This window comes from Kitasatospora sp. NPDC050543 (genome assembly GCF_044457565.1).
Lineage (GTDB): Bacteria > Actinomycetota > Actinomycetes > Streptomycetales > Streptomycetaceae > Kitasatospora.
Window position 1 is genome coordinate 228,141 of record NZ_JBITGZ010000007.1, and the last position, 24,206, is coordinate 252,346.

Consider the following 24,206-nt stretch of genomic DNA (forward strand, 5'->3'; position numbering starts at 1 on the left):
GGCCCTGCCCGGGGAGCCCGGAGCGGTGGAACCCCGCCCCCGGCCCCGGCGTCCCTGGGGGAGGAGGCCCGGTGCCGGGCCCGGGGACACCGGAGGCGGCAGTGACGGACGGTGCAGGACGTACCGGCGGGTGGCTCGGTGACGCCTTGCCGTGGCTGCGCCCCCGGCCGGTGCTCCGGCGCTCGGTCGCGGCCTTCCTGGTGCTCTGCGTGGCCTTCGTCGTGCTGGTGCTCGGGTGGGGCGTGTTCGCGCTGACGCGGGACCGCACCCCACCCGAGAGCGACCGGAGCCGGGCCGAGCGGCTGGCCGGCCTGCACGACTCCCAGCACCCGGGCAAGGGCCGGTACTACATCCCGATGGACGCCGTGTACGGGCGGCTACCGGACGGCTCTGCGGCGGGCTACCTGCACTACCGCTTCGAGGGGGGCCGGGACGTCAACGTCGACGACTTCCTGTCCACCTACGACCTGCCGGCCCCCGGCGCCGCGGCGGCCCTCCCGGCCGACCTCCGGGCCGCCCTGCCGGGCGACGAGCCGTCCGAGGCCCCGCTCGTGACGGACCCGGCGGGCGGTCACCGTCAGATCTACGTCCTCCGCTCGGACGCGGCCCTGGAGGGGGCGGGCGACGTCTGGGTGCGCGCCTCCGGCTGAGGCGGGCGCCTGCCCGGGCGCCGCCCGGGCCGCGCGATCATCCGCCCGCCGTGAACCTGCCCGCCGCGAACCGGGCCGCCGCAGCGGCGAACGTCGCGGCCAGCTGCGGCGCCCCGGCCCAGTGCAGGTGCAGGTACGAGGCGTGCACGTCGGCGCCCGCGAAGCCCTCCGTGCGGGGCCCCGCGGGGGTGCGCCAGCCCCAGGCCGGTTGCTCGCCGGCGCCGGGCTCGCAGACCGTGCGGTGGAACTCGTGGCCGCGGACCCGGGTGCCGGCCGGGGCCAGCGGGGAGTCGTGCAGGGCGACCGCCTCGCGGTAGCCGAGCGTGAGGCGCTCGGTCATCCGGGCCCGCGTGTCCAGCACCCCGCACATCGGCAGGCCGTCCAACTCCCGCCCCAGGTAGAGCAGTCCGGCGCACTCGGCGGCGATCGGCGCGCCGGCCGCCGCGAACTCGCCGATCGCCGTGCGCAGCGCCGTGTTGGCGCTGAGCTCGCGCACGTACAGCTCGGGGAAGCCGCCGCCGATCACCAGGCCGGCGGTGCCGTCCGGCAGTTCGCCCGCGTGCAGCGGGTCGAACGGCACCACCTCGGCGCCCGCCGCCGCGAGCAGTTCGGCGTTCTCGGCGTACGAGAAGGTGAACGCAGCGCCGGAGGCCAGGGCGACCCGGGGCCGGCCCGTGACGGGCGGGACCTCGGCGGACGGCTCCCAGGGCGCGTCCGGCAGCGGCGGCGCCGTCCGCGCCAGCGCCAGCAGTGCGTCCAGGTCGACCGAGGCCGCGATCAGCTCACCCATGTCCCGCACCGCGCGCACGGCCTCGGCCGAGCGCTCGGCGGCCGGGATCAGCCCCAGGTGCCGGGACGGCGTGGCCACGGCGGCCGAGCGCCGTACCGAGCCGAGCACGGGCACGCCCGAGCCCTCCTCCAGCGCCTCCCGCAGCAGCAGCTCGTGCCGGTCGGAGGCGACCCGGTTGAGGATCACCCCCGCGAGGCGCACCTGAGGGTCCCAGGAGGCGAAGCCGTGCACCAGCGCCGCCACCGAGCGGGACTGCGAGGACGCGTCCACCACCAGCACCACGGGCGCCCGCAGCAGCTTGGCCACGTGCGCGGTGGAGGCCAGCTCCCCCTGCCCGGAGGCCCCGTCGAACAGCCCCATCACGCCCTCGACCACCGCCACGTCCGCGCCCGCCGCGCCGTGCAGGAACAGCGGCGCGACCCGGTCGGGGCCGCACATGTAGGCGTCCAGGTTGCGGCCCGGGCGGCCGGCGGCCAGCGAGTGGTAGCCGGGGTCGATGTAGTCCGGGCCGACCTTGTGCGGCGAGACCGCCAGGCCCCGGGCGGCGAGCGCGGCCATCAGCCCGGTGGCGACGGTGGTCTTGCCCGAGCCCGAGGCGGGCGCGGCGATGACGAGACGGGGGATGTTCACGACGACGGCTGCTCTACCACTCGATCCCGCGCTGGCCCTTGCGGCCGGCGTCCATGGGGTGCTTCACCTTGGTCATCTCGGTGACCAGGTCGGCGACCGCGGTCAACGCCTCGGGCGCGTACCGGCCGGTGATGACGACGTGCTGGCTGCCCGGGCGCTCGCGCAGCACCGACAGCACCTCCGCCACGTCGATCCAGCCCCAGTGCATCGGGTAGGTGAACTCGTCCAGGACGTAGAAGCGGTAGGTCTCGGCGGCCAGGTCACGCTTGACCTGCTCCCAGCCCTCCTTGGCGGCCTCCTCGCTGGACATCTCCATCTCGGCGGTCCGCTGCACCCAGGACCAGCCCTCGCCCATCTTGTGCCAGGCGACCGTGCCGCCCTCGCCGGAGGCACCGAGCACGCGCAGCGCGTTCTCCTCCCCCACCTTCCACTTGGCGGACTTCACGAACTGGAACACCCCGATCGGCCAGCCCTGGTTCCAGGCCCGCAGGGCCATCCCGAACGCGGCCGTGGACTTGCCCTTGCCCGGGCCGGTGTGCACGGCAGTGATCGGCAGCGTACGGCGCTGGCGGGTGGTCAGGCCATCGTCGGGGACGGTCTCCGGCTTTCCCTGCGGCATGGGTCAGGCTGCCTTTCGGTCGGTGGTGGTGCTGCGGTGGGTGCTGCTGCGGTGGGTGGTGCCGCGCGAGGCGGAGGCACCGCGGTGGCCCGGGCCGCCGCCGCGGTGCGAGTGGACGAGCGCCGCCACGCCCTCGGCGCGCAGCTCCTCCAGGGTGACGGCCGAGGCCCCGAGCTGACCGGCCAGCCTCCCGGCCAGGCCGAGCCGGACGGGCCCGGACTCGCAGTCCAGGACGACGCTCGCCAGCCCGCGGCCCGCCAGCAGCCCGGCGGCCCGGCCGGCCTCGGCGAGGGCGTCCCGCGCGCCGGTAGCCCGCCCGTCGGTGACCACCACCAGCAGCGGGCGCCGGTGCGGATCGCGCATCCGCTCCACGCGCAGCACCTCGTGCGCCCGCAGCAGCCCGGCGGCCAGCGGCGTACGGCCACCGGTCGGCAGCGACTCCAGCCGGGCCGCGCCCACCTCCACGGAGGAGGTCGGCGGGAGGGCCAGCTCGGCACCCGAGCCGCGGAAGGTGATCAGGCCGATCTTGTCCCGCCGCTGGTAGGCGTCCATCAGCAGGGACAACACCGCGCCCTTGACGGCGGTCATCCGCTGCCGCGCGGCCATCGAACCGGAGGCGTCCACCACGAAGAGCACCAGGTTGGACTCCCGCCCCTCCCGCACCTGCTCCCGGAAGTCGTCCCGGCGCAGCTCCAGCGCCCGCCCGCTGCGCCCGCGCGCGTGCTGGTGCGGGGCGGCCGCCTGGAGGGTGGCGCTCAGGTGCAGCCTGGTGAGGGCGCCGGCCGGGCGCCGGGCGCGGATGGTGTGGCCGCCGTCGGTCTCGGCGGGGGAGCGCCGGCCCCGGGCGCCCTTGCCGGTGCCCGGCACCTTGAACAGCTTGGTGCGGTACGGCTCCCCGGCGGCGACGGGCGCGGCCTCCCGGGCCGGGCCGTGGTCCTGGGCCGGGACGCCCTGCTCGGGGGCCTGGGGATCGCGGCCGTCGTCGGGCGCGGCGGTGTCGGCCGGCGCCGTGGGGCCGGCCGGGTCGGGCGCACCGCCCCCGCCGTCCGGCCCGCCGCCGGGGCCCCGGCCGTCCCCGTCGGGACCGCCGTCCGGGTCGTGGTCGCCGTCGGGGTCGCGGTCCGGGTCGGGCTGCTGCTCGTCGAGGCTGCCCTCCGGCTGCTCGGGCCCGGCGGGCTCGGGAGTCTGCGCGTGCTCCTCCAGCGTCCGGTCGAGCAGCTCCTCGTCGAGCCCCGGGGCGTCGAAGGGGTTGCGGCGCCGGCGGTGCGGCAGGGCGAGCTGGGCGGCCTTGCGGACGTCCTCCTCCAGCACCTCGGTCCGCCCGGCCCAGGCGGCCAGCGCGACCGCCGTGCGCGCCATCACGATGTCGGCGCGCAGCCCGTCCACCTCGAACGCCGCGCAGACGGCGGTGATCTGACGCAGCGCCGCATCGGTCAGCTCGACCTTCGCCAGCAACTCGCGGGCGCCGGTGATCCGTTCGGCGAGCGCCTGCTCCTCCTCCGCGAACCGCGCGGCGAAGTCCGCCGGGTCCGCGTCGTACCCGAGCCGGCGCCGGACCACCTCGGCGCGCTCCTGCGGATCGCGGGTGGCGGCGATCTCGACGGTCAGGCCGAACCGGTCGAGCAGCTGCGGGCGCAGCTCGCCCTCCTCCGGGTTCATGGTGCCGACCAGCAGGAACCGCGCCGCGTGCCGCACCGAGACGCCCTCGCGTTCCACGTACGAGCGGCCCATCGCGGCGGCGTCCAGCAGCAGGTCGACGACGTGGTCCTGGAGCAGGTTGACCTCGTCGATGTAGAGCACGCCACGGTGGGCCTTTGCCAGCAGCCCGGGCTCGTACGCCTTCACGCCCTCGGCGAGGGCGCGCTCCAGGTCGAGCGAGCCGACGATGCGGTCCTCGGAGACACCGACCGGCAGTTCGACCAGGTGGGCGGCCCTGGCGGCCTCCGGGGCGCCGTCGTGCGGGCCGTCGGGGCACTGCGGGTCGGGCGAGGCCGGGTCGCAGGCGAAGCGGCAGTCCCCGACCGTGGTGATCGAGGGCAGCAGCCCGGCCAGCGCACGCACCATCGTCGACTTGGCGGTGCCCTTCTCGCCGCGCACCAGGACCCCGCCCACGGCGGGGGAGACCGCGTTGAGCAGCAGTCCGAGCCGCAGGTCGGCCATGCCGACGATCGCGGTGAACGGGTATCGGACGTCACTCATCGGGTGTCCCTCTCCTCTGCCAGGCCTTCAACATCCGTACCCATCAGATCCCTCACGGCGCACCCGGCGGCACGAAGGGCAGGCCGTCGGCCGGTACGCCGCCCTCGATCAGCCGCCACAGCGCGTCGGTGTCGGCGTGCTGTTCGATCAGGTCGCCGAGCCGGTCCAGCCGCTTCTCCCGGGCCTGCGCGAACGAGGTGTCGGGCGCGGGCACGAACGAGCGCCCCGCCAGCCGCGCCACGTCCCGGAGCAGTTCGCGGCGGAAGCCGTCGTTCTCCAGCGCGCCGTGCCAGGTCGTGCCCCACACCGAGCCCACCCGGCAGCCGTCCAGGAAGGGCTCCCCGCCCTCGACGGCCACCACCCCGTGGTGGATCTCGTACCCCTCGACCCGCTGCCCGTACGCCTCGCCGACCGGCCGGGCGAGCACCTTCTCGGCGCCGAACCGCACCCGGGTGGGCAGCAGCCCCAGGCCCGCCACGGCCCCGGCCTTCGACTCGACCTCGTCCACGATCTCCCGGGCGAGCATCTGGTAGCCGCCGCACACCCCGAGCACCGGCAGCCCGGCGGCCGCCCGTGCCAGCAGCGCGGACTCCAGGCCGCGCTCGCGCAGCCAGGCCAGGTCGGCGACGGTGGCCCGGGTGCCCGGCAGGATCACCAGGTCCGCGTCCGCCAGCTCCTCTGGCCGGGTCGCCCAGCGCACCAGCACCCCGGGCTCCTGCGCCAGCGCGTCCACGTCGGTGAAGTTGGACAGCCGGGGCAGCCGCACCACGGCGACCCGCAGCACGTCCGCGCCGTACGGGCCTCGGGTGTCCTCGCGGTCCACCACGGTGGAGAGGTCGAGCGAGTCCTCGGCGTCCAGCCAGAGCCCCGCCAGCATCGGCAGGGTGCCGAGGACGGGCCGGCCGGTCAGCCCGTGCAGCATGTCCAGGCCGGGCGCGAGCAGCCGGGCGTCGCCCCGGAACTTGTTGACGAACCAGCCGGCCACATGCCGCTGGTCCTGCGGCGACAGCAGCGCCAGCGTTCCGTACATCGCGGCGAAGACCCCGCCGCGGTCGATGTCGCCGACCACGACCACCGGCAGCCCGGCGGCGACGGCCAGGCCCATGTTGGCGATGTCGCGATCCCGCAGATTGATCTCGGCAGGCGAGCCGGCGCCCTCGCAGACCACCACGTCGTACCGGCCGCGCAGATCGGCCAGGCACTCCAGCGCCCGCTCCAGCAGGACGGGCTTGCGCTCGCGGTAGTCCAGCGCGCCGACCTCGGCGACCGCGCGGCCCAGCAGCACCACCTGGCTCCGGCCGTTCGCCCCCGGCTTGAGCAGGACCGGGTTCATCGCGGCCTCGGGCTCGACCCGGGCGGCCTGTGCCTGCATCGCCTGGGCGCGGCCGATCTCGGCGCCGTCGGCGGTGACGAAGGAGTTGAGCGACATGTTCTGCGCCTTGAACGGCGCGACACTGACACCCTGCCGGGCCAGCCACCGGCAGATCCCGGCGGTCACCACGCTCTTCCCGGCGTCCGAGGTGGTCCCGGCGACCAGCAGCGCCCCGCTCATACGTCTCCCTCATTCGCTGCGGCCCGGGCGGCCCGGGCCAGTACGGCCACGGCCAGGGTGGTCATGGCCAGGGCGGCCACGGCCAGGGGCCTCGTACCCGGGTGTCCGGTCGGTGATACCGCGTTGCCCGCGGCGCGGCCGGCGGTGGCGCGGCGCGGGGCCGGTGCGGCGGTGTGCGCGGTGCCCGCCGAGCCGGCTGATGCGCCCGTGCTCCGGCGGGGCGCGGCGTGCGCGCCCGGCTGAGCGGGTGCTCCGGCCGCTGCTGCCGCTGGTGCCACCGCTGCCGTCGCTTCCCTCGCTCCCGTCGGCGGTACGCCGAGCGTTCGCGCCGAGGCGGCGGCCAGGCGCAGCGTGCCGTGCCCGGCGACGCTGACGGCCAGGGCCAGCAGGCCGACCCGGCGGGAGAGCAGGCAGGCCCGTTCGATGTCGTCCACCGTCACCGGGCGCAGCTCGGCGCCGAGCACGGGCCGGTGCTCGACCCGCTCGCCGTAGCGCAGGGTGCCGCCCAGACGCACGCCCAGCGCGCCGGCGAAGGCCGCCTCGGCCTGGCCCGCGTTGGGGCTGGGGTGGGCGGAGCCGTCGCGGTGCCAGACCCGCCAGGCGGTGCCGGGCTCCGGCGCGGCACACACCGTCAACAGCGCGGTGAGCCGGGCGCCGGGCCAGCCGGCCACGTCGTCCAGCCGCGCGGAGGCCCAGCCGAAGCGCCGGTAGCGCGCCGAGCGGTGCCCGACCATGGCGTCCAGGGTGTTGACGGCCCGGAACGCCAGCAGCCCGGGCGTACCCGCGAACGCGCCCCAGACCAGGGCGTTCACCACCGCGTCGGCGGTGTTCTCGGCCACCGACTCCACCACCGCGCGGGCGATCTGCTGCTCGTCCAGCGCGCTCGGGTCCCGCCCGCACAGGTGCGGCAGCCGCTCGCGGGCCGCGGTGAGGTCACCGGCTGTCAGGGCCCGCCCGATGGTGCGGGCCTCGCGGGTGAGCGAGGTGCCGCCGAGCACCGTCCAGGTCGCGGCGGCGGCGAGTGCGGCCCGGCCGGCGGCGCCGCGTCCGAGCGTCCGCTCGGCGGCCACCGCGCCGGCGGCGACGGCACCGACGCAGACCGCCGTGTACGCCGCCCCGGCCGCGCGTGCGTCACGCCAGAGGAGCTTCTCCAGCCGCCCGGCCGCGTTGCCGAAGGCGGCCACCGGGTGACCGCGCCGGGGGTCGGCGAAGCGGGCGTCGGCGAGGTGGCCGGCGACGACGCCCAGGGCGAAGGCGGCCCCGCGGGTCAGCCGGCGCACGGCGGAACGGGGACGGCTGCGGGAACGGCCGGGGGTACGCAGGCGAGGCCGATGAGGACGGGGACAGCGGGGACAGCGGGGACGGCGGGGCGGCCGGCGTGGGCGTACGGCGGTGGCCGGTGGGCGGCCCGGGCAGCCTGCATGGCGTGCGTGTCCTCACTCAGGGTCCGCGCCCTGGATCGACGTCACGGGGGCTAGAGTCTCCTGGCTTCCGGGTTCTGACGCACTCTCGGGCCTTCCAGCTGTACGCCGTGGCCGTGCTTCGAGCGTGCTCCCCGGTGACAGTGGCGGGACCGCGCCGGATTCGCACCGGCTTCCTCTACATGCCTCCGTATGGCTGAAGGATCCCATCACGCGGTTCGAGGGGGAGTCAACCAAGGTCACGGAGGGGTTGGTCACACGTCACCCGGGCGTGCACCCGGGCTCGCGTGCCCGGGCTCGCGTGCCCGGGCTCGCGTGCCCGGGCACGCGCGCCGGCCGCCGCGGCCGGCCGCGCGTGGCGCGGACCGCAGGCCCGCGGGGTGGGCGGCCGGTGCCGGAATCGGTTGATCATCCAAGCCTGACGGACCGGCAGGTACGCAGGTCGGGCATGAGCTACTCGCGTAGCTTGTGCTCGGCGCCGGAAACCGTCGCTACCTCCGAGTAGAACAACCGTCGCGCCATCGGGATTCATGGGATCGCACAATCGCCCAGTGAGGCCCCCTGCTGCGCTTCGTGCGTTCGGCGCCTGGGGACACGCCTGCCGGGGCCCGTACGGTCGTGTCCCATGCGACGCAGACAGCCTCCCGTGACACCGGTGCCCTTCTCGCCCGCGGCGGCCAGGGCGCACCGCGCCGGGCTGGGCCTGACCCCCCAGCAGGTGGCGGAGGGCATGGCCGCGCACGGGGTCCGACTGCTGCCGTCCCACGTCCTCGGTTGGGAGAGCGGCGAGGTCCGGCCCTCGGAGGAGGAGTTCGTCGCCCTCGCCCGCGCGCTGTGGTGCCCCGCCGTGCAGCTGATGGGCGCCCGGCCCGCCAGCCTGCGCGACTTCCGGGTGGCCCGCGAGCTCAGCCAGGAGCAGGCCGCCCGCCGGATCGGCGTCTCGGACCGCACCTACGAGCAGGCCGAGAGCTCCGGCAGGTGGACCGGCGACGAGGAGCAGACGTACTCCCTCGCCCAGGCCCTGGGGCTGACCCTGCGGGACCTGCTCACGGTGACGGGGCGCCGGGAGGAGCTGGACCAGCGGCTCCGGCAGTGCATCGACGGACGCTGGCAGGCGCAGGCCAGGGCGATAGGACGGATCGTCCCCGTCCCCCGGGAGGCACTGTCGAAGGTGCTGACGGTGATTCAGGGCGAGTACCAGCTCTCCTCCCACTGGGGCGCGGGCAGCTGGGGCTCCTCCTCCCTGGCCCGGGTGGAGCCGGCCCAGCCGACCCAGCCGATCACGGAGCGCTTCTGGGAGCTCCTGGCCCGCGAGGACACCGGCATCCCCGTCTGATCCGCCCGCCTCTCCCTGCCTGCCCCCGAACCCCCGCCGCCTCGGCCCGCTTCCCGCGCCCCCAACCTCCCGTCCCCGCCTCCCGTCCCGCGCCCCCACGTCCGGCGCCGTGCCCCGGACGGCCCCGCACCGGTGGCCCCGCGCCCCGCGGAGAAGTGGACTGGGAAGCACCGGCCAGTCCGCGATCAGCAGAGCGGGGAGCGATATGCGTTGGGGAACCGCAGCCGTCGTGGCGGCTGCCGTCGTCGGCACCGGCATCGCCGTGCTGGCGCTGGGGCGCAAGGTGTCCGACCGGGTGGTCCTTCCGGGAGTCACCGCCCGCCGCCGCCGCGCGGGGGATCCGTCGGGTCCGGCCCTGGTGCTGTCCGTGGCCGCCGACCGTGTCACCTTCACCCCGACCACGGCGACGCTGCGCCCGGGCCGCTATGCCGTCGAGTGGGGTGCGGACGGCCACGCCGTCGTCGGCGACGTCGTGCACCGCGACGAGAACGGCGTCACCCGCCGGCTGGAGCGCGCCGACCACGGCGACCGCGGCGTCCTGGAGCCCGGCATCGAGGTCCGGCTCACCCCTCGCGTCCTCCTCGGCGACCCGGCCACCGCGCTCGGCCTCGAGTACACCGAGACCGCCGCCTACGGCGAGCTCGGCCCGATGCCCGCCTGGTACGTGCCGGGCATGCGCGGCACCTGGGTGCTGCTGGTGCACGGTCCCGGCACCGACCGGCAGCAGACCCTCCCCGTGCTCCCGTTGCTGAACCGGCTCGGGCTCCCCACTCTCTCCCTCACCTATCGGGGCGACGAGGGCGCGCCGGCCGCCCCCGGTGGGATCGGCAGGTTCGGCGACACCGAGTGGCGTGACGTCGAGGCCGCCGTCCGGCTGGCGACGGACTCCGGGGCGGGCAAGGTCGTCCTGTACGGATGGTCGCTGGGCGCCACGATGGCCCTCCAGACGGTCGCCCGCTCCTCCTTCGCCGACTCCGTCAGCGGTCTGATCGTCGACTCGCCGGTGCTGGACTGGCCCGCCACCGTCCGCCGCGACGCCACCGGTGCGGGCATCAGCGCCCCGCTCGCCGAACTGGGCGCCCTCGCCGCCGAAGGCCGTACCGGTGTCGACCTGGCCGGCTTCGCCCGGCTCGCCGACGGCAGCGACCTGCACGTGCCGACGCTGCTGCTGCACAGCCCGGACGATCCCGTCGCCCCCTGGCGGGCCGCCGAGCGGCTGGCGGCCCGCCGGCACGACCTGGTGAGCATCCAGGCCGTCCCGGACGCGGACCACGCGGCTCTCTGGAACGCCTACCCCGGCCGGTACGAGGAGGCGCTGCGCCGCTGGCTCACCCCGCTCCTCTGAGTCGCGGTCCGAACCGCCACAGCCCGTCCCCGTCCCCGTCCCCGTCCCCGTCCCTGTCCCTGTCCCTGTCCCTGTCCCTGTCCCCGTCTCCCTCCCTGTCGCCGTCTCCGTCCAGCCGGCCGCCTCAGGGGCGCGCCGTCGCCGCGTCCCGGCTGCGTCCGGCCGTGTCCGAGTCGGCTATGGGTCGGCTACCCGTCGCGTACGAGTCGTCTCCCGGCCGCATCGGGGACTTCCACCCGGCCCCGGAGTGGCGTGCCCGCGTCACTCCGTGCACGTCATAGTGCCGGTTTGGCCTCTGTTGCCCGATCTTGTGGCCCCGGCGGCGCCCGCTCCCCGCTGACTCGCGGAACTCGATGTGACAGAAGGCCGGTACACGGGGAAGACTGCACGGCGTGACGTCTCGGAACCCGCGCGACCGTGATGCCCCGCCCCCGCCGACGATCGGTACCGGCGCGACGGTGACCCGTCTGCCCGGCACGGCCCACCGCGCCGACGGCGCGCGCCCGGGCACTCCCGGCGTACCCCGCCGCCGTGGCCCCGCACCCGCTCCCGGCCGCGGCCGGGTGCCGGTGCCCGAGGGCTTCCCGGCCCCCGCAGAGCTCGCTCCGCTCGCCCGCCGGATGCTCGTCGACGCCGTCCGGATCGCCCGCTGGGCCGGCGAGCTGGAGCAGGTCGGCAAGCGCGGCGAACTCCTCCCCGACGACGCCCGCGCGGCGGGCCGCGCGCTCAACATGACCGTCGGCGCCGCCGCCAAGGCCTGGGGCCAGGCCCTGCTGGTCGGGCTGGTCGAGCCCCGGGACGGCGGCGCCGCCCCCGGCTGGCGCCTGCATGCCTGGGAGCACGACGAGGAGGCCGTGGTCCGCGGCTGGTCCGCGCTCTTCGACGCCTGGACCCTGCTCGCGCCCGTCCCGCCGGCCGCCCTGCGCGGCGTCTTCGCCGTGCTCGCCGGCCAGGCCGTCGACCAGGCCCCGCAGCTACTCTCCTTCCTGCACCTGGTGGACGGGCCGGTCGCCGACAGTGAACTGATGGAGCTGCTGCGGCGCGGCCTGGACGAGCGCCGGATGGGCGCCGGCACCGGCGTCGTCTCGCTCTCGCCCGTGCCGCACGCGGCCTCCGCCGTCTCGGCCGTCCGCGGCACCTGCCGCGCGCCGCAGGTCGACACCCCGCCCGCGCCCTCCGACGTCGCCGCGGTGCTGGACTGGATGCTCGACGGCCTGGCGGCCGTCGGCGCCGTGATCCGCAAGGACGACGCCGCCGAGCTCTCCCGCCTGGGGCACTGGGCCGTGCGCGCCAAGCTGGAGGAGATCTGCACCGTCGCCCAGACGGCGGCCGGTCACATCGAGCAGAGCGCCATGGAGCTGCTGGGCGCCTGCGCCGACTACTCGCCCGGTCCGGCCCGCGCCGAGTACCGCGCCTGGGTCGCGGCCCGCCCGGTGGACCGCGCCGTCGCCGAGCTGCTGGACGCCGCCCGGGGTGACGACGCGCTGGTGCGCGGCCTCGCCTTCGAGGCGCTGCGTGTCGCCGGCGGCACGGCCGAGCAGGCCGTCCGGGCGGCGGTGGACGAGCCCGTGCTGCGGCCGTACGCGTTGCTGTGGCTCGCGGAGCAGTCGGACGAGGGCGGGGTGTCCCCAGCCGACGTGCTGGGGGCGGAGGACGCCGCCTGGCTCTGGGTCGACACCGCCGCGGCGGTGCTGGACCACGGGGAGACGGAGCTGCTGGTCGGGCATGTCGAGGGCGCCTCGGCCGGCGATCCGGTCCGGCTCTTCGCCCGCGCCCGCCAGTCCGGCCACCCGCGTGCCGCCTCGGTCCTCACGGCCGTCTCCAGTGTCCACCCCGACCCCGCCGTGGCCCGCGCGGCCCGCCGCTCCGCCTTCAGCGTCCACCACGGCGGCGCCTGACCCCCGCCCTGGGGCCCGGGGGCCGCCCGCCCTCACCGCCACACCCCCACCCCGCGCGCGACACCCACCGCCCCGCCCCGCGCTACCGCGCCGTCGGCCGCACCAGAAGTCGGCCCGGCCGACTTCCCGCGTCGGCATTGCGTCACGCCGCCTTCCACCCCGCCTCCCACAACGCGAAGGGCCCGGATCCTGGGTGGATCCGGGCCCTTCAAGGCGGTGCGGTGACGGTCAGCCGAGGCGGGACTCCGCGCGGCGGGCGCGGACGTCGCCGACCTTCTGGCCGACCTTGCGGCGGATGACCAGCAGCGGGGCCATCGCGGCCAGCGCGATCTGGGCGAACGCGCCGATGTGCAGCAGCGTGTCGCCGCCGGGCAGGCCGGTCGCCCAGGCCGCGAGGCAGCCGATGCTGACGACGATCCAGCAGAGCGTCGCCGTGGCCAGCAGACCCTGTGGCTTCGGGTACTCGATCCGGCTCATCATCAGGTAGGCGGCGCCCGAGATGGCGAGCAGGCCGGGCAGGAACGGCGGGTCCAGGAGCACGATGGCGATCACCGTCATCGCGCCCATCGGGCATGGCATGCCCTGGAAGACCCCCGGTCGCATCTTCACGGCCGAGAACCGGGCCAGCCGCAGCACCACCGACAGCAGCACGGTCAGCGCGATCAGCGCCGACAGCCGGCTGTCGGAGCCCGGCGAGACCATGCCCCAGACGGCGACGAAGTAGGCCGGCGCGATGCCGAAGCTGATCAGGTCGGCCAGGTTGTCCAGTTCCGCCCCGAGCGCGGAGGAGCGCAGCTTGCGCGCCACCAGCCCGTCGAAGAGGTCGCACATCGAACCGATCAGCAGAAGCGTCACGGCGGTGGCGGCGCTGTGCCGGTCCGGCGCGGCGTCCGGGTTGGTGATGTGCGGGACGAGGACCCCGGTGGTGATCGAGTAGATCGCCAGGAAGCCGCAGACGGCGTTGCCCAGGGTCAGGAAGTCGGCGGTCGACAGGTGCTGCGGCGAGCGCGGAGCACGCAGCTCGCGGTCGCGCGCCCAGCGGCGGCGACGCAGGTCCGTCTCCTCGTCGTCCAGGCCGACGATCGTCTCAGGATCAGTCACGGTCAAGGCGCGTCACCCCGGCAGTGGTCTTCTGGCCGACCTCGACGCCCACCTCGACGCCGGCCGGCAGGTAGGTGTCGACGCGCGAGCCGAAGCGGATCAGACCGATCCGCTCGCCCTGCTCGACCTTGGTACCGGCGTTCACGTACGGCACGATGCGGCGGGCCACGGCCCCCGCGATCTGCACCATCTCGATGTCGCCGAGCTCGGTGTCGAAGTGCCACACGACGCGCTCGTTCTGGTCGCTGTCCTTGTTGAACGCGGGGACGAAACCGCCGGAGACGTGCTCGACGGAGGTCACCGTGCCGGGCAGCGGTGCGCGGTTCACGTGCACGTTCAGCGGGCTCATGAAGATCGCGACGCGGGTGCGGCCGTCCGGCCACGCGTCGATGCTCTGAACCACGCCGTCGGCCGGGGAGATCACTCTGCCGGTGCCGATCTCACGCTCGGGGTCGCGGAAGAACCACAGCATGCCCGCGCTGAGCGCGCAGGTCGGTACCGCCGCCAGGGCCCACTTGCCGTTGCGCCGGGTGAGCGCGCTGGTGAGAGCGGCCGTGGCCAGGGTTGGGACGAACCAGGGGGTGGCTCCGCGCGCGATGGTCACGCGGGGTCGCCGACCGGCCGTCGGAGCGGCGAGGGCATCGCGGTCCGTGACGGAGGTGTGAGGGGACGGGCTGATGGGCATCGAAGACCTTAGTCGCGGGGGATCATGGCCGCTGGACGGGGGCCACCGCGGGGATCGAGTGATAAAGGACGGCTGTTGTCCCGGTGGATGCTATCGGGAGCACACGGTGGGTGGGCAACCCGCCTGCTCGTTCATCTGTCCTGCGCTGTGCGGATGTGCCCCTGCTGTGTATACGACCGTAGCTCGGCGCAGTCCGGTTCCCAAGAGGTCTCAAGTCATCGGTGACTCAAGTCTCAGCTCGCGGGACGGCGCGAGGGGGCTCTCCAGGGGTGTGCGAAAGCGGCCGCAGGGCGCGTAGCTGGTGTTACGCGCCCTGCGGCCGCCCCCGCGGCCGTACCCGACTTTCCGGCGGACCAGGCCGGTAAGTCACAGCGGTACGGCGTGCCGGAGGCGGGCCCGCACGCCCGGCCGCCGGCGGTTCAACTGGATTGTGTGATGATCATCGCCCTGCCTAGTCGGCCAGGCGGTACTCCTCCAGCAAACGGCGTCCAACGATCATCTTCTGGATCTCCGCCGTACCTTCACCGATGAGCAGCATCGGGGCCTCGCGGTAGAGCCGCTCGATCTCGTACTCCTTGGAGAAGCCGTAGCCGCCGTGGATGCGGAAGGCGTCCTCGACGACCTCCTTGCAGTACTCGGAGGCGAGGTACTTCGCCATCCCGGCCTCGAGGTCGTTGCGCTCGCCGCTGTCCTTCTTACGGGCGGCCATCACCATCATCTGGTGCGCGGCCTCGACCTTGGTGGCCATCTCGGCGAGCTTGAACTGGATCGCCTGGTGCTCGGCGATCTTCTTGCCGAAGGTGGAGCGCTGCTGGGCGTAGGAGATGCCCAGCTCGAAGGCGCGGCGGGCGACGCCGCAGCCGCGGGCGGCCACGTTGACGCGGCCGACCTCGACGCCGTCCATCATCTGGTAGAAGCCCTTGCCGGGGACTCCGCCGAGGATGCGGTCGGCCGGGATGCGGACGTCCTGGAGCACCAGCTCGGTGGTGTCGACGCCCTTGTAGCCCATCTTCTCGATCTTCCCGGGCACCGTGAGGCCGGGGACGGTCGGGTTCGGGCCGAAGCCGGCCGTCTTCTCGATCAGGAAGGTGGTCATGTTGCGGTACGGGGTCGCCTGGCCCTCGTCCGTCTTGCAGAGCACGGCGACCAGGGTGGAGGTGCCGCCGTTGGTCAGCCACATCTTCTGGCCGTTGAGGACGTAGAAGTCGCCGTCCTTGACGCCCTTGGTGGAGATCGCGGCCACGTCGGAGCCCAGGCCGGGCTCGGACATCGAGAAGGCGCCGCGGATCTCGCCGGCGGCCATCCGGGGCAGGAAGTACTCCTTCTGCTCCTGGGTGCCGTGCGCGTTGATCATGTGCGCCACGATGAAGTGCGTGTTGACGATGCCGGAGACCGACATCCAGCCGCGGGCGATCTCCTCCACCACCAGGGCGTAGGTGAGCAGGGACTCGCCGAGGCCGCCGAACTCCTCGGGGATGGTGAGCCCGAACAGGCCGAGCTGCTTCATCCCCTCCACGATGGCGGTCGGGTACTCGTCCTTGTGCTCCAGCTCGGTGGCGACCGGGATGATCTCCTTGTCGACAAAGTCCCGCACGGTGGCGAGGATGTCCCGCTGGATCTCGGTGAGGCCGTCGGTCTGCGCGAGGCGTCCCATCGTGCGGCTCCTGTCGTACGTCAAGAAGGAAGAGGTGGGGGGCAAGCGGAAAGCGGTGGTGTGGGGGGCTCCACGGGCGTGACTTCCGTGGAGCCCCCAGGCCGGGGAGGGGCCGATGACGGCGGCTCCTCGTACCGGGGTATCGGGGGTGCGGGCCGGCTAGGACAGCGGCTCGGGGCGGCCGGGCTGCTCGCCGCCGCGGGCCTTGATGTACGTCTCGGTCGGCACCATCACCTTGCGGCGGAAGATGCAGACGACCGTGCCGTCCTGCTTGTAGCCCTTGGTCTCGACGTAGACGATGCCGCGGTCGTCCTTGGACTTGGACGGCCACTTGTCGAGCACGACCGTCTCGCCGTAGATCGTGTCGCCGTGGAAGGTCGGCGCGATGTGCCGCAGCGACTCGATCTCCAGGTTGGCGATCGCCTTGCCGGACACGTCCGGGACGGACATGCCGAGCAGCAGGGAGTAGATGTAGTTGCCGACGACGACGTTCTTGCCGAAGTCCGTCGTCTTCTCCGCATAGTTGGTGTCCATGTGGAGCGGGTGGTGGTTCATGGTGAGCAGACAGAAGAGGTGGTCGTCGTACTCGGTGACCGTCTTGCCGGGCCAGTGCTTGTAGACGGCGCCGACCTCGAACTCCTCGTAGGTGCGTCCGAACTGCATGATTCAGCTTCCTTAGGGGGATCGGTACGAGGTCAGGCCTGCGGGGGCTCGAACTTGGAGGTGCGCTCCAGGCCGGCGGCGCGGCCCTTGCCGGCGATCACCAGGGCCATCTTGCGGCTGGCCTCGTCGATCATCTCGTCGCCGAGCATCGCCGAGCCCTTGGCGCCGCCGGCCTCCGAGGTGCACCAGTCGTAGGCGTCCAGGATCAGCTCGGCGTGGTCGTAGTCCTCCTGCGAGGGCGAGAAGATCTCGTTCGCGGCGGCGACCTGGTCCGGGTGGAGCACCCACTTGCCGTCGAAGCCCAGCGCGGCGGCGCGGCCGGCCACCTCGCGGTACCCCTCCTGGTTGCGGATCTGCAGGTAGGGCCCGTCGATCGCCTGGAGGTCGTGCATCCGGGCGGCCATCAGGATGCGCATCAGGATGTAGTGGTAGGCGTCGGCCGGGTAGCCGGGCGGCTGCTGGCCGACCACCAGGGTCTTCATGTTGATCGACGCCATGAAGTCGGCCGGGCCGAAGATGATCGTCTCCAGCCGCGGCGAGGCGGCGGCGATCTCGTCGACGTTGACCAGGCCCTTGGCGTTCTCGATCTGCGCCTCGATGCCGATCTTGCCGACCTCGAAGCCCATGGTCTTCTCGATCTGGGTCAGCAGCAGGTCCAGCGCCTTGACCTGGGTCGCGTCCTGGACCTTGGGCAGCATGATGCAGTCCAGGTTCGGGCCGGCGCCCTCGACGACCGTGATCACGTCGCGGTACGTCCAGTGGGTGGTCCAGTCGTTGACCCGGACGACCTTGGTCTTCTTGCCCCAGTCGCCGTTGTTCAGGGCGTCGACGATGTTGTGCCGGGCGCTCTCCTTGACCAGCGGGGCGCAGGCGTCCTCCAGGTCGAGGAAGACCTGGTCGGCGGGCAGGCCCTGGGCCTTCTCCAGGAAGCGCGGGTTGCTCCCCGGCACGGCGAGGCAGGAGCGGCGGGGGCGGAGCCGGTTGATAGTGCTCATGAGGGGTGGTCAGTTCCTTCCGGGGTCAGCTGGTGGTCGCGACGGTGGCGGGCGTCCACGGCTGGAGCCTGTTGGCCAGCCGGATCTCGTCCACGATCCGGCCGATGATGGTGGTGATGCCGAAGTCCTTCGGGGTGAACACGGCAGCGACGCCGGCGGCCTTGAGAGCCTCGCCGTCCGCTGCCGGGATGATGCCACCCACGATCACTGGCACATCCTCCACCCCGGCCCGGCGCAGCCGGTGCAGGACGTCCGGGACCAGCTCGGGATGCGCCCCGGAGAGGATCGACAGGCCGACGCAGTGCACGTCCTCGGCGACGGCGGCGGAGACGATCTGCTCGGGCGTCAGCCGGATGCCCTGGTAGACGACCTCGAAGCCGGCGTCGCGGGCCCGGACGGCGATCTGCTCCGCGCCGTTGGAGTGCCCGTCCAGACCGGGCTTGCCCACCAGCAGGCGCAGCTTGCCGGTGCCCAGCTCGGCGGCGGTCGCGGCGACCGCCTCGCGGACGGCGGCCAGCTCCCCGCCGGGCTCGGCGGCCACCGCCACCGGGGCGCCGCCCACGCCGGTGGGAGCGCGGTACTCGCCGAAGACGTCCCGCAGCGCGAAGGACCACTCGCCGGTGGTGACGCCGGCCCGGGCACAGGCGAGCGTGGCCGGCATCAGGTTGTCGCTGGTGGCGGCGGTGGCCCGGAGCTCCTCAAGGGCGCGCTGCACGGCGCTCTCGTCGCGGCCTTCGCGCCAGCGGGCGAGGGCGCCCAGCACCGACTGCTCGGAGGCCGGGTCGACCACCATGATCGCGGTGTCGAGGTCGGCCGTGAGCGGGCTCTCCTCGGTGGTGTCGAAGCAGTTGACCCCGATGATCTTGTCCTCGCCGGACTCGATCCTGGCCCGCCGGGCGGCGTGCGAGGAGACCAGGTTGGACTTCAGGTAGCCGGACTCGACGGCGGGGATCACCCCGCCCATCTCCAGCACCTTGGCGATCTCCGCCTCGGCGCCGGCCAGCAGCGCCGCGGTCTTGGCCTCGATCACCTCGGAGCCGTTGAAGATGTCCCCGTACTCCAGCAGGTCGGACTCGTAGGCCAGCACCTGCTGGATGCGCAGCGACCACTGCTGGTCCCACGGCCGGGGCAGGCCGAGTGCCTCGTTCCAGGCGGGCAGCTGCACGGCCCGGGCGCGGGCGTCCTTGGAGAGGGTGACGGCCAGCATCTCCAGGACGATCCGCTGGACGTTGTTCTCCGGCTGGGCCTCGGTCAGGCCGAGCGAGTTGACCTGCACGCCGTAGCGGAAGCGGCGCTGCTTGGCGTCCTGGATGCCGTAGCGCTCCAGGGTGACCTTCTCCCAGAGCCGGGCGAAGGCGCGCATCTTGCACATCTCCTCGACGAAGCGGACGCCCGCGTTCACGAAGAAGGAGATCCGGGCGACCACCTCGCCCATCCGCTCGGCCGGCACCTGGCCGGAGTCGCGGACGGCGTCCAGGACGGAGATCGCGGTGCACATCGCGTACGCGATCTCCTGGACCGGGGTGGCCCCGGCCTCCTGCAGGTGGTAGCTGCAGATGTTGATCGGGTTCCACTTGGGGATGTTGCCGACCGTGTAGGCGATCATGTCGGTGATCAGGCGCACCGACGGACCGGGCGGGAAGACGTGCGTCCCGCGCGAGAGGTACTCCTTGACGATGTCGTTCTGGGTGGTGCCGGTGAGCTTGGCGATGTCCGCGCCCTGCTCCTCGGCGACCACCTGGTAGAGCGCCAGCAGCCACATCGCGGTGGCGTTGATCGTCATCGAGGTGTTGGTCTGTTCGAGCGGGATGCCGTCGAACAAGGTCCGCATGTCCCCGACGTGGCCCACCGGGACACCGACCCGGCCGACCTCGCCGCGGGCGAGGATGTGGTCGGAGTCGTAGCCCGTCTGGGTCGGCAGGTCGAAGGCCACCGAGAGGCCGGTCTGGCCCTTGGCGAGGTTCTTGCGGTAGAGCGCGTTGGAGTCGTGCGCGGTGGAGTGGCCCGCGTACGTGCGCATCAGCCAGGGCCGGTCGCGCTTCTGAGCTGTCATCAGATGTCCCTGAAGCGGTTGATCGCCGGAAGGTGCTTCTCGCGGAGCTCGGCGTCGCGCACGCCCAGGCCCTCGGACGGGGCCAGGCAGAGCACGCCGACCTTGCCCTGGTGCTTGTTCTGGTGGACGTCCAGCGCCGCCTGGCCGGTCTGCTCCAGGGAGTAGACCTTGGAGAGGGTCGGGTGGATCTTGCCCTTGGCCACCAGGCGGTTGGCCTCCCACGCCTCGCGGTAGTTGGCGAAGTGCGAGCCGACGATCTTCTTCAGCGACATCCACAGGTAGCGGTTGTCGTACTGGTGCATGTACCCGGAGGTGGAGGCGCAGGTGACGATGGTGCCGCCCTTGCGGGTGACGTACACCGAGGCGCCGAAGGTCTCGCGGCCCGGGTGCTCGAAGACGATGTCCACGTCCTCGCCGCCGGTCAGCTCGCGGATCCGGCCGCCCAGGCGCTTCCACTCACGCGGGTCCTGGGTGTTCTCGTCCTTCCAGAACCGGTAGCCCTCGGCGCTGCGGTCGATGATCGCCTCGGCGCCCATCGCCCGGCAGATCTCGGCCTTCTGGTCGTTGGAGACCACGCAGATCGGGGTCGCGCCGCCGGCCAGCGCGTACTGGGTGGCGTACGAGCCGAGGCCGCCGCTGGCGCCCCAGATCAGCACGTTGTCGCCCTGCTTCATGCCCGCGCCGTTCTGCGAGACCAGCTGGCGGTAGGCGGTGGAGTTGACCAGGCCGGGGGAGGCGGCCTCCTCCCAGGTCAGGTGGGCGGGCTTGGGCATCAGCTGGTTGGTCTTCACCAGCGCCAGCTGGGCCAGGCCGCCGAAGTTGGTCTCGAAGCCCCAGATGCGCTGCTCCGGGTCCATCATCGTGTCGTTGTGGCCGTCCGAGGACTCCAGCTCGACCGAGAGGCAGTGGGCGACCACCTCGTCGCCGGGCTTCCAGGCGTTGACGCCGGCGCCGGTGCGCAGCACCACGCCCGCGAGGTCCGAGCCGAGCACGTGGTACGGCAGGTCGTGGCGCTTGGTGAGCGGCGACAGCCGGCCGTAGCGCTCCAGGAAGCCGAAGGTGGAGACCGGCTCGAAGATCGAGCTCCACACGGTGTTGTAGTTCACCGCGCTGGCCATGACGGCGACCAGCGCCTCGCCCGGGCCGAGCTCGGGCAGGGCCACGTCGTCGAGGTGAAGGGACGTGCGAGGGTCCTTGTCGCGGCTGGCGAGGCCCGCGAACATCTGCTCCTCGTCCTTGTGGAGCGTGACGGCTCGGTAGGACTCCGGCAGCTTGATCGCGGCGAAGTCCGCCGCGGTGCTGTCGGAGCTGAGGATCGCGTCGAGGATTTCCTTCATGGCTGCCTCCGAAGGCGTACCTGTGTGAGGGGCACAGGGCGTCTGGGGGAGCCGGGAGCGGACACCGGCTTCGCTGAGGGTGGGTGGGTTCGGGCTGGCACAGCTCCCGGGGTGGGGAGCGCCGGACACGACGCACCGAGGTGGGGAGCCGCGGCGTCGTGACTGGTGGGTAACAAGGTAGTGGCACCCTGTGCCACTCGTAAAGACACCGGGTGTCATCAATTCGAATGAACCGGACGACCGTTCGGGCAGCCTCGGAGAGTCCGTCCCCGGGTATGCGCAGGGCCCGCGCCGGCGAACCGGTGCGGGCCCTCGAAGAAGCCTCTGACCTGCGTTAACGCATCGGCCTAGGAGGCCCTCGCACCACCCAGGGCGGCCTTGATGCTGTCCAGGACGAGATCCAGTGGCGCGTCCGTGCGGGCCACTGTGATGAGGACCTCACCGCCCGGGGTGGCACTCAGTGCGCTCGCGGCGGCGGCCTCCAGTGGCGATCCGAGGTCACCGATGGCACCGGGTGCCACGATGGCTCCACGGCGCCGTACCCCGGCCGGAGCCGGCGCGGTCGCCCAGAACGTGCCCCGGATGACCTCGAAGGAGTGGTCCAGCTGGGCCTCCACGTCGCCGCGCCCGCCCGCCCGCAGCCAGCGTCGCAGCACGTGGTTGTGGGCCGCGACCACCGCCGCCGCCGAGACCTCGGCCAGCATCGAGTCGTCGTCCCCGCCGCGCTGCCAGCCCGGCGGGATCTGCTCGGCCGCGTCGAAGCGGCCCAGCAGGTACCGGGTGAACAGCCGCTCGTAGCGGGCCACCACCGCGATCTCGCGCTCGCGCAGCGCCGGCACCTGGCGGATCAGCTGGTACCTGGCCACCGAGACCGCGGGCGTGGAGGCGTACATCCGCAGCACCTCCTTGATGCCCCGGCACACCACGTCCAGCGGGTGCTCGTCCGGCGCGGCGCTGGCCAGCAGGTCCGCCACCCGAACCAGGGTGTCGTCGTGGTCCGGGAAGATCGCCTCCTCCTTGGACCGGAAGTACCGGAAGAAGGTCCGCCGGGCCACCCCGGCGGCGGCGGCGATCTGGTCGACCGTCGTCTCCTCGTAGCCCTGCCCCGCGAACAGCTCCATCGCCGCGGTGGCGAGGTCCTGGCGCATCTGCTGGCGCTGCGCGGCGGCCCGCCGGCTGCCTGGGCCCGGATCCGCGACGGCTCCGACGGGGGCGGTGGCTCCCGCGGCGACCGCCCGTGCGGCGTCGTGGTGCCCGGAGGTTGACTGAACCCGATCCATGCCCGGAACGCTACACGCCCCCGCGGCGGTGGTATTCGGCTTGGCCCTGCGCACCGGTGCGAGGGGCCCGGTCGCGCTCGGCCGGGGCCACCGGGACGAGACCGTCCCGGGGCTCCAGCCGGCCCGCGCCGGGCCGCCCGTGGGTGGCGTGGTCATCGGCGCGCGTGGTCGCGGAAGCCACGGCCCGTCTTGCGGCCCAGGCAGCCCGCCGCCACCAGGTGCTCCAGCAGCGGCGCCGCCGCCAGGCCCGGCTCGCGGAACTCCTGGTGCAGCACCTGCTCGATGGTCAGCGACACGTCCAGGCCGACCACGTCCAGCAGCTCGAAGGGGCCCATCGGGTAGCCGCAGCCGAGCTTCATCGCGGTGTCGATGTCGTCCACCGTCGCGTAGTGCTCCTGGAGCATCCGCACCGCGTCGTTGAGGTAGGGGAAGAGCAGCGCGTTCACGATGAAGCCGGCCCGGTCGCCGCACTCCACCGGGTGCTTGCGCACCTTGGCACAGAGGTCCAGCACGGTGGCGGTGACGTCGGGCGCGGTCAGCACTGTGGACACCACCTCGACCAGCTTCATGGCCGGCGCCGGGTTGAAGAAGTGCATCCCGATCACGTCCTGCGGCCGCGAGGTCGCGGCGGCGCAGCTGATCACCGGCAGGCTGGAGGTGGTGGTGGCCAGCACCGCGCCCGGCTTGCAGATCTTGTCGAGGGTGGCGAACAGCTCGCGCTTGACCGCGAGGTCCTCCGCCACCGCCTCGACCACCAGGTCGGCCTCCGCCAGGTCGCCGTACCGGCCGGTCGGGGTGACCAGCGCCAGCGCCGCGTCCCGCTGCTCGGCGCTGAGGCGGCCCTTGGTGACCGAGCGCTCCAGGGACTTGGCCAGCTGCGCCTTGGCGCGGTCGGCCTTCTCCTGGCTGCGGGCGGCCAGCAGCACCTGGTACCCGGCCTTGGCGAACACCTCGACGATGCCGGTGGCCATCGTCCCCGAGCCGCAGACGCCGACGGCGCGCACCTGACGGCCGGCCGGGCGCACGGCCGCGGCGCCGGCCGCCTCGGCGACCACCTTGGAGGAGCCCGGCGCCTCGTAGGTGTAGAAGCCGCGCCCGGACTTGCGCCCGAGCAGCCCGGCCGAGACCAGCTGGCCCAGGATCGGCGCCGGGGCGTGCAGACGGTCCCTGGACTGCTCGTACATCGCCTCCAGCACCGTCCGCGCGGTGTCCACGCCGATCAGGTCCAGCAGGGCCAGCGGGCCCATCGGCAGGCCGCAGCCCAGCCGCATCGCGGCGTCGATGTCCTCGCGGGTGGCGTACTTGGACTCGTACATCGCGGCGGCCTGGTTGAGGTAGGCGAAGAGCAGTCCGTTGACCACGAAGCCGGCCCGGTCGCCGGCCGCGACCGGCTCCTTGCCCAGGTCGCGGGCGAACTCGGCGGCGCTCTCGGCCACCTGCGGGGTGGTCAGTACGGTGCGGACCACCTCGACCAGCTTCATCACGTGCACCGGGTTGAAGAAGTGCAGGCCCAGCACCCGCTCGGGGCGCGCGGTGGCGGCCGCGATCCGGGTCACCGACAGGGCGGTGGTACCGGTCGCGAGCACCGTCTCCGGCGGGCAGATCCGGTCCAGCTCGGCGAAGATCTCCCGCTTCAGCTCCAGCTGCTCGGGGACCTCCTCGATCACCAGGTCGGCCTCGGCGGCGGCGTCCAGCCGGTCGCCGACCGAGATCAGCGCCAGCAGCGCGGTGCGCTCCTCGGCGGTGATCCGCTCCCGCTGCACGGCGTGCGCGGTGGCCTCCTCGATCCGGGCCAGTGCCCGGGCGGCGCAGTCGCCGCTCGCCTCGATGCCGATCACCCGGCGGCCGCTCTTCGCGACCGCCACCGCGACGCCGGCGCCCATGGTGCCGAGGCCGACCACGGCCACGGTGGGGAAGGGACGCTCCATTGTCCTGACTCCTTGTCATAGGGCCCGCGCGCGCTGCGGCGGACCGCCCGGCCCATGGCAGGGCCGGCGG

The 24,206-nt window shown here is 73.6% G+C and carries 17 protein-coding genes, 1 pseudogene and 1 riboswitch; of the genes and pseudogenes, 4 read left to right on the top strand and 14 right to left on the bottom strand.

All coding sequences use genetic code 11. The features are described from left to right. The first annotated feature begins 101 nt into the window (after nucleotides 1-101). Nucleotides 102-650 (top strand): hypothetical protein, encoded by a 549-nt coding sequence (locus tag ACIBH3_RS11785; protein WP_396311770.1) that lies wholly within the window; start codon nucleotides 102-104, stop codon nucleotides 648-650. Between the two features lie 37 nt (nucleotides 651-687). On the opposite strand, the gene ACIBH3_RS11790 is transcribed toward ACIBH3_RS11785, so the two are convergent. From ACIBH3_RS11790 to ACIBH3_RS11810, 5 genes and pseudogenes are all read right to left on the bottom strand, one after another. After that, on the bottom strand, nucleotides 688-2,070 hold the full coding sequence (locus tag ACIBH3_RS11790; RefSeq protein ID WP_396311771.1) for a cobyrinate a,c-diamide synthase: 1,383 nt from the start codon (nucleotides 2,068-2,070) through the stop codon (nucleotides 688-690). A 13-nt stretch (nucleotides 2,071-2,083) separates the two neighbouring features. Further along, entirely contained in the window at nucleotides 2,084-2,689 is a 606-nt protein-coding gene (cobO, locus tag ACIBH3_RS11795) for a cob(I)yrinic acid a,c-diamide adenosyltransferase (protein WP_396311772.1), read from the bottom strand. Nucleotides 2,690-2,692: 3 nt separating this feature from the next. Continuing rightward, on the bottom strand, nucleotides 2,693-4,888 hold the full coding sequence (locus ACIBH3_RS11800; RefSeq protein WP_396311773.1) for a putative cobaltochelatase: 2,196 nt from the start codon (nucleotides 4,886-4,888) through the stop codon (nucleotides 2,693-2,695). A gap of 52 nt (nucleotides 4,889-4,940) precedes the next feature. Then, nucleotides 4,941-6,440: a cobyric acid synthase gene (locus ACIBH3_RS11805; RefSeq protein WP_396311774.1), complete on the bottom strand. Its 1,500-nt coding sequence runs from the start codon at nucleotides 6,438-6,440 to the stop codon at nucleotides 4,941-4,943. A 323-nt stretch (nucleotides 6,441-6,763) separates the two neighbouring features. Further along, a pseudogene (locus tag ACIBH3_RS11810) lies at nucleotides 6,764-7,711 on the bottom strand (cobalamin biosynthesis protein); the annotation flags it as partial. A 185-nt stretch (nucleotides 7,712-7,896) separates the two neighbouring features. Beyond that, a riboswitch (cobalamin riboswitch) is annotated at nucleotides 7,897-8,084 on the bottom strand. A gap of 423 nt (nucleotides 8,085-8,507) precedes the next feature. On the opposite strand from ACIBH3_RS11810, the gene ACIBH3_RS11815 reads away from it, so the two are divergent. The 3 genes from ACIBH3_RS11815 (at nucleotide 8,508) to ACIBH3_RS11825 (ending at nucleotide 12,440) form a co-directional block, all read left to right on the top strand. Continuing rightward, on the top strand, nucleotides 8,508-9,197 hold the full coding sequence (locus ACIBH3_RS11815; RefSeq protein ID WP_396311775.1) for a helix-turn-helix domain-containing protein: 690 nt from the start codon (nucleotides 8,508-8,510) through the stop codon (nucleotides 9,195-9,197). 205 nt (nucleotides 9,198-9,402) lie between these two features. Continuing rightward, nucleotides 9,403-10,542 (top strand): prolyl oligopeptidase family serine peptidase, encoded by a 1,140-nt coding sequence (locus tag ACIBH3_RS11820; protein WP_396311776.1) that lies wholly within the window; start codon nucleotides 9,403-9,405, stop codon nucleotides 10,540-10,542. A gap of 392 nt (nucleotides 10,543-10,934) precedes the next feature. Then, on the top strand, nucleotides 10,935-12,440 hold the full coding sequence (locus ACIBH3_RS11825) for a hypothetical protein (RefSeq protein WP_396311777.1): 1,506 nt from the start codon (nucleotides 10,935-10,937) through the stop codon (nucleotides 12,438-12,440). A 228-nt stretch (nucleotides 12,441-12,668) separates the two neighbouring features. Here ACIBH3_RS11825 and ACIBH3_RS11830 read toward each other — a convergent pair whose 3' ends face one another. The 9 genes from ACIBH3_RS11830 to ACIBH3_RS11870 all read right to left on the bottom strand — a co-directional run bounded on the left by ACIBH3_RS11830 (nucleotide 12,669) and on the right by ACIBH3_RS11870 (nucleotide 24,136). Continuing rightward, nucleotides 12,669-13,547, bottom strand: a complete 879-nt coding sequence (locus ACIBH3_RS11830; RefSeq protein WP_396311778.1) for a CDP-alcohol phosphatidyltransferase family protein — start codon at nucleotides 13,545-13,547, stop codon at nucleotides 12,669-12,671. Continuing rightward, nucleotides 13,534-14,226: a phosphatidylserine decarboxylase gene (locus ACIBH3_RS11835; RefSeq protein ID WP_396311779.1), complete on the bottom strand. Its 693-nt coding sequence runs from the start codon at nucleotides 14,224-14,226 to the stop codon at nucleotides 13,534-13,536. The genes ACIBH3_RS11830 and ACIBH3_RS11835 overlap by 14 nt, the downstream gene beginning before the upstream one ends. A 451-nt stretch (nucleotides 14,227-14,677) precedes the next feature. Next, nucleotides 14,678-15,880 (bottom strand): acyl-CoA dehydrogenase family protein, encoded by a 1,203-nt coding sequence (locus ACIBH3_RS11840; RefSeq protein ID WP_396311780.1) that lies wholly within the window; start codon nucleotides 15,878-15,880, stop codon nucleotides 14,678-14,680. 159 nt (nucleotides 15,881-16,039) lie between these two features. Further along, nucleotides 16,040-16,543: a MaoC family dehydratase gene (locus ACIBH3_RS11845; protein ID WP_396311781.1), complete on the bottom strand. Its 504-nt coding sequence runs from the start codon at nucleotides 16,541-16,543 to the stop codon at nucleotides 16,040-16,042. Nucleotides 16,544-16,575: 32 nt separating this feature from the next. Beyond that, nucleotides 16,576-17,538, bottom strand: a complete 963-nt coding sequence (locus ACIBH3_RS11850) for an HpcH/HpaI aldolase/citrate lyase family protein (protein ID WP_396311782.1) — start codon at nucleotides 17,536-17,538, stop codon at nucleotides 16,576-16,578. Between the two features lie 25 nt (nucleotides 17,539-17,563). After that, on the bottom strand, nucleotides 17,564-19,591 hold the full coding sequence (locus ACIBH3_RS11855; protein WP_396311783.1) for a protein meaA: 2,028 nt from the start codon (nucleotides 19,589-19,591) through the stop codon (nucleotides 17,564-17,566). After that, nucleotides 19,591-20,928, bottom strand: a complete 1,338-nt coding sequence (ccrA, locus tag ACIBH3_RS11860; RefSeq protein ID WP_396311784.1) for a crotonyl-CoA carboxylase/reductase — start codon at nucleotides 20,926-20,928, stop codon at nucleotides 19,591-19,593. The genes ACIBH3_RS11855 and ccrA overlap by 1 nt, the downstream gene beginning before the upstream one ends. Nucleotides 20,929-21,275: 347 nt before the next feature. Beyond that, complete coding sequence (locus tag ACIBH3_RS11865; protein WP_396311785.1) at nucleotides 21,276-22,208, bottom strand: TetR family transcriptional regulator; 933 nt, start codon at nucleotides 22,206-22,208, stop codon at nucleotides 21,276-21,278. A gap of 152 nt (nucleotides 22,209-22,360) precedes the next feature. Further along, the gene (locus ACIBH3_RS11870; RefSeq protein WP_396311786.1) at nucleotides 22,361-24,136 is read right to left on the bottom strand and encodes a 3-hydroxyacyl-CoA dehydrogenase family protein; all 1,776 of its coding nucleotides are present in this window, start codon (nucleotides 24,134-24,136) and stop codon (nucleotides 22,361-22,363) included. Between the last annotated feature and the right edge of the window lie 70 nt (nucleotides 24,137-24,206).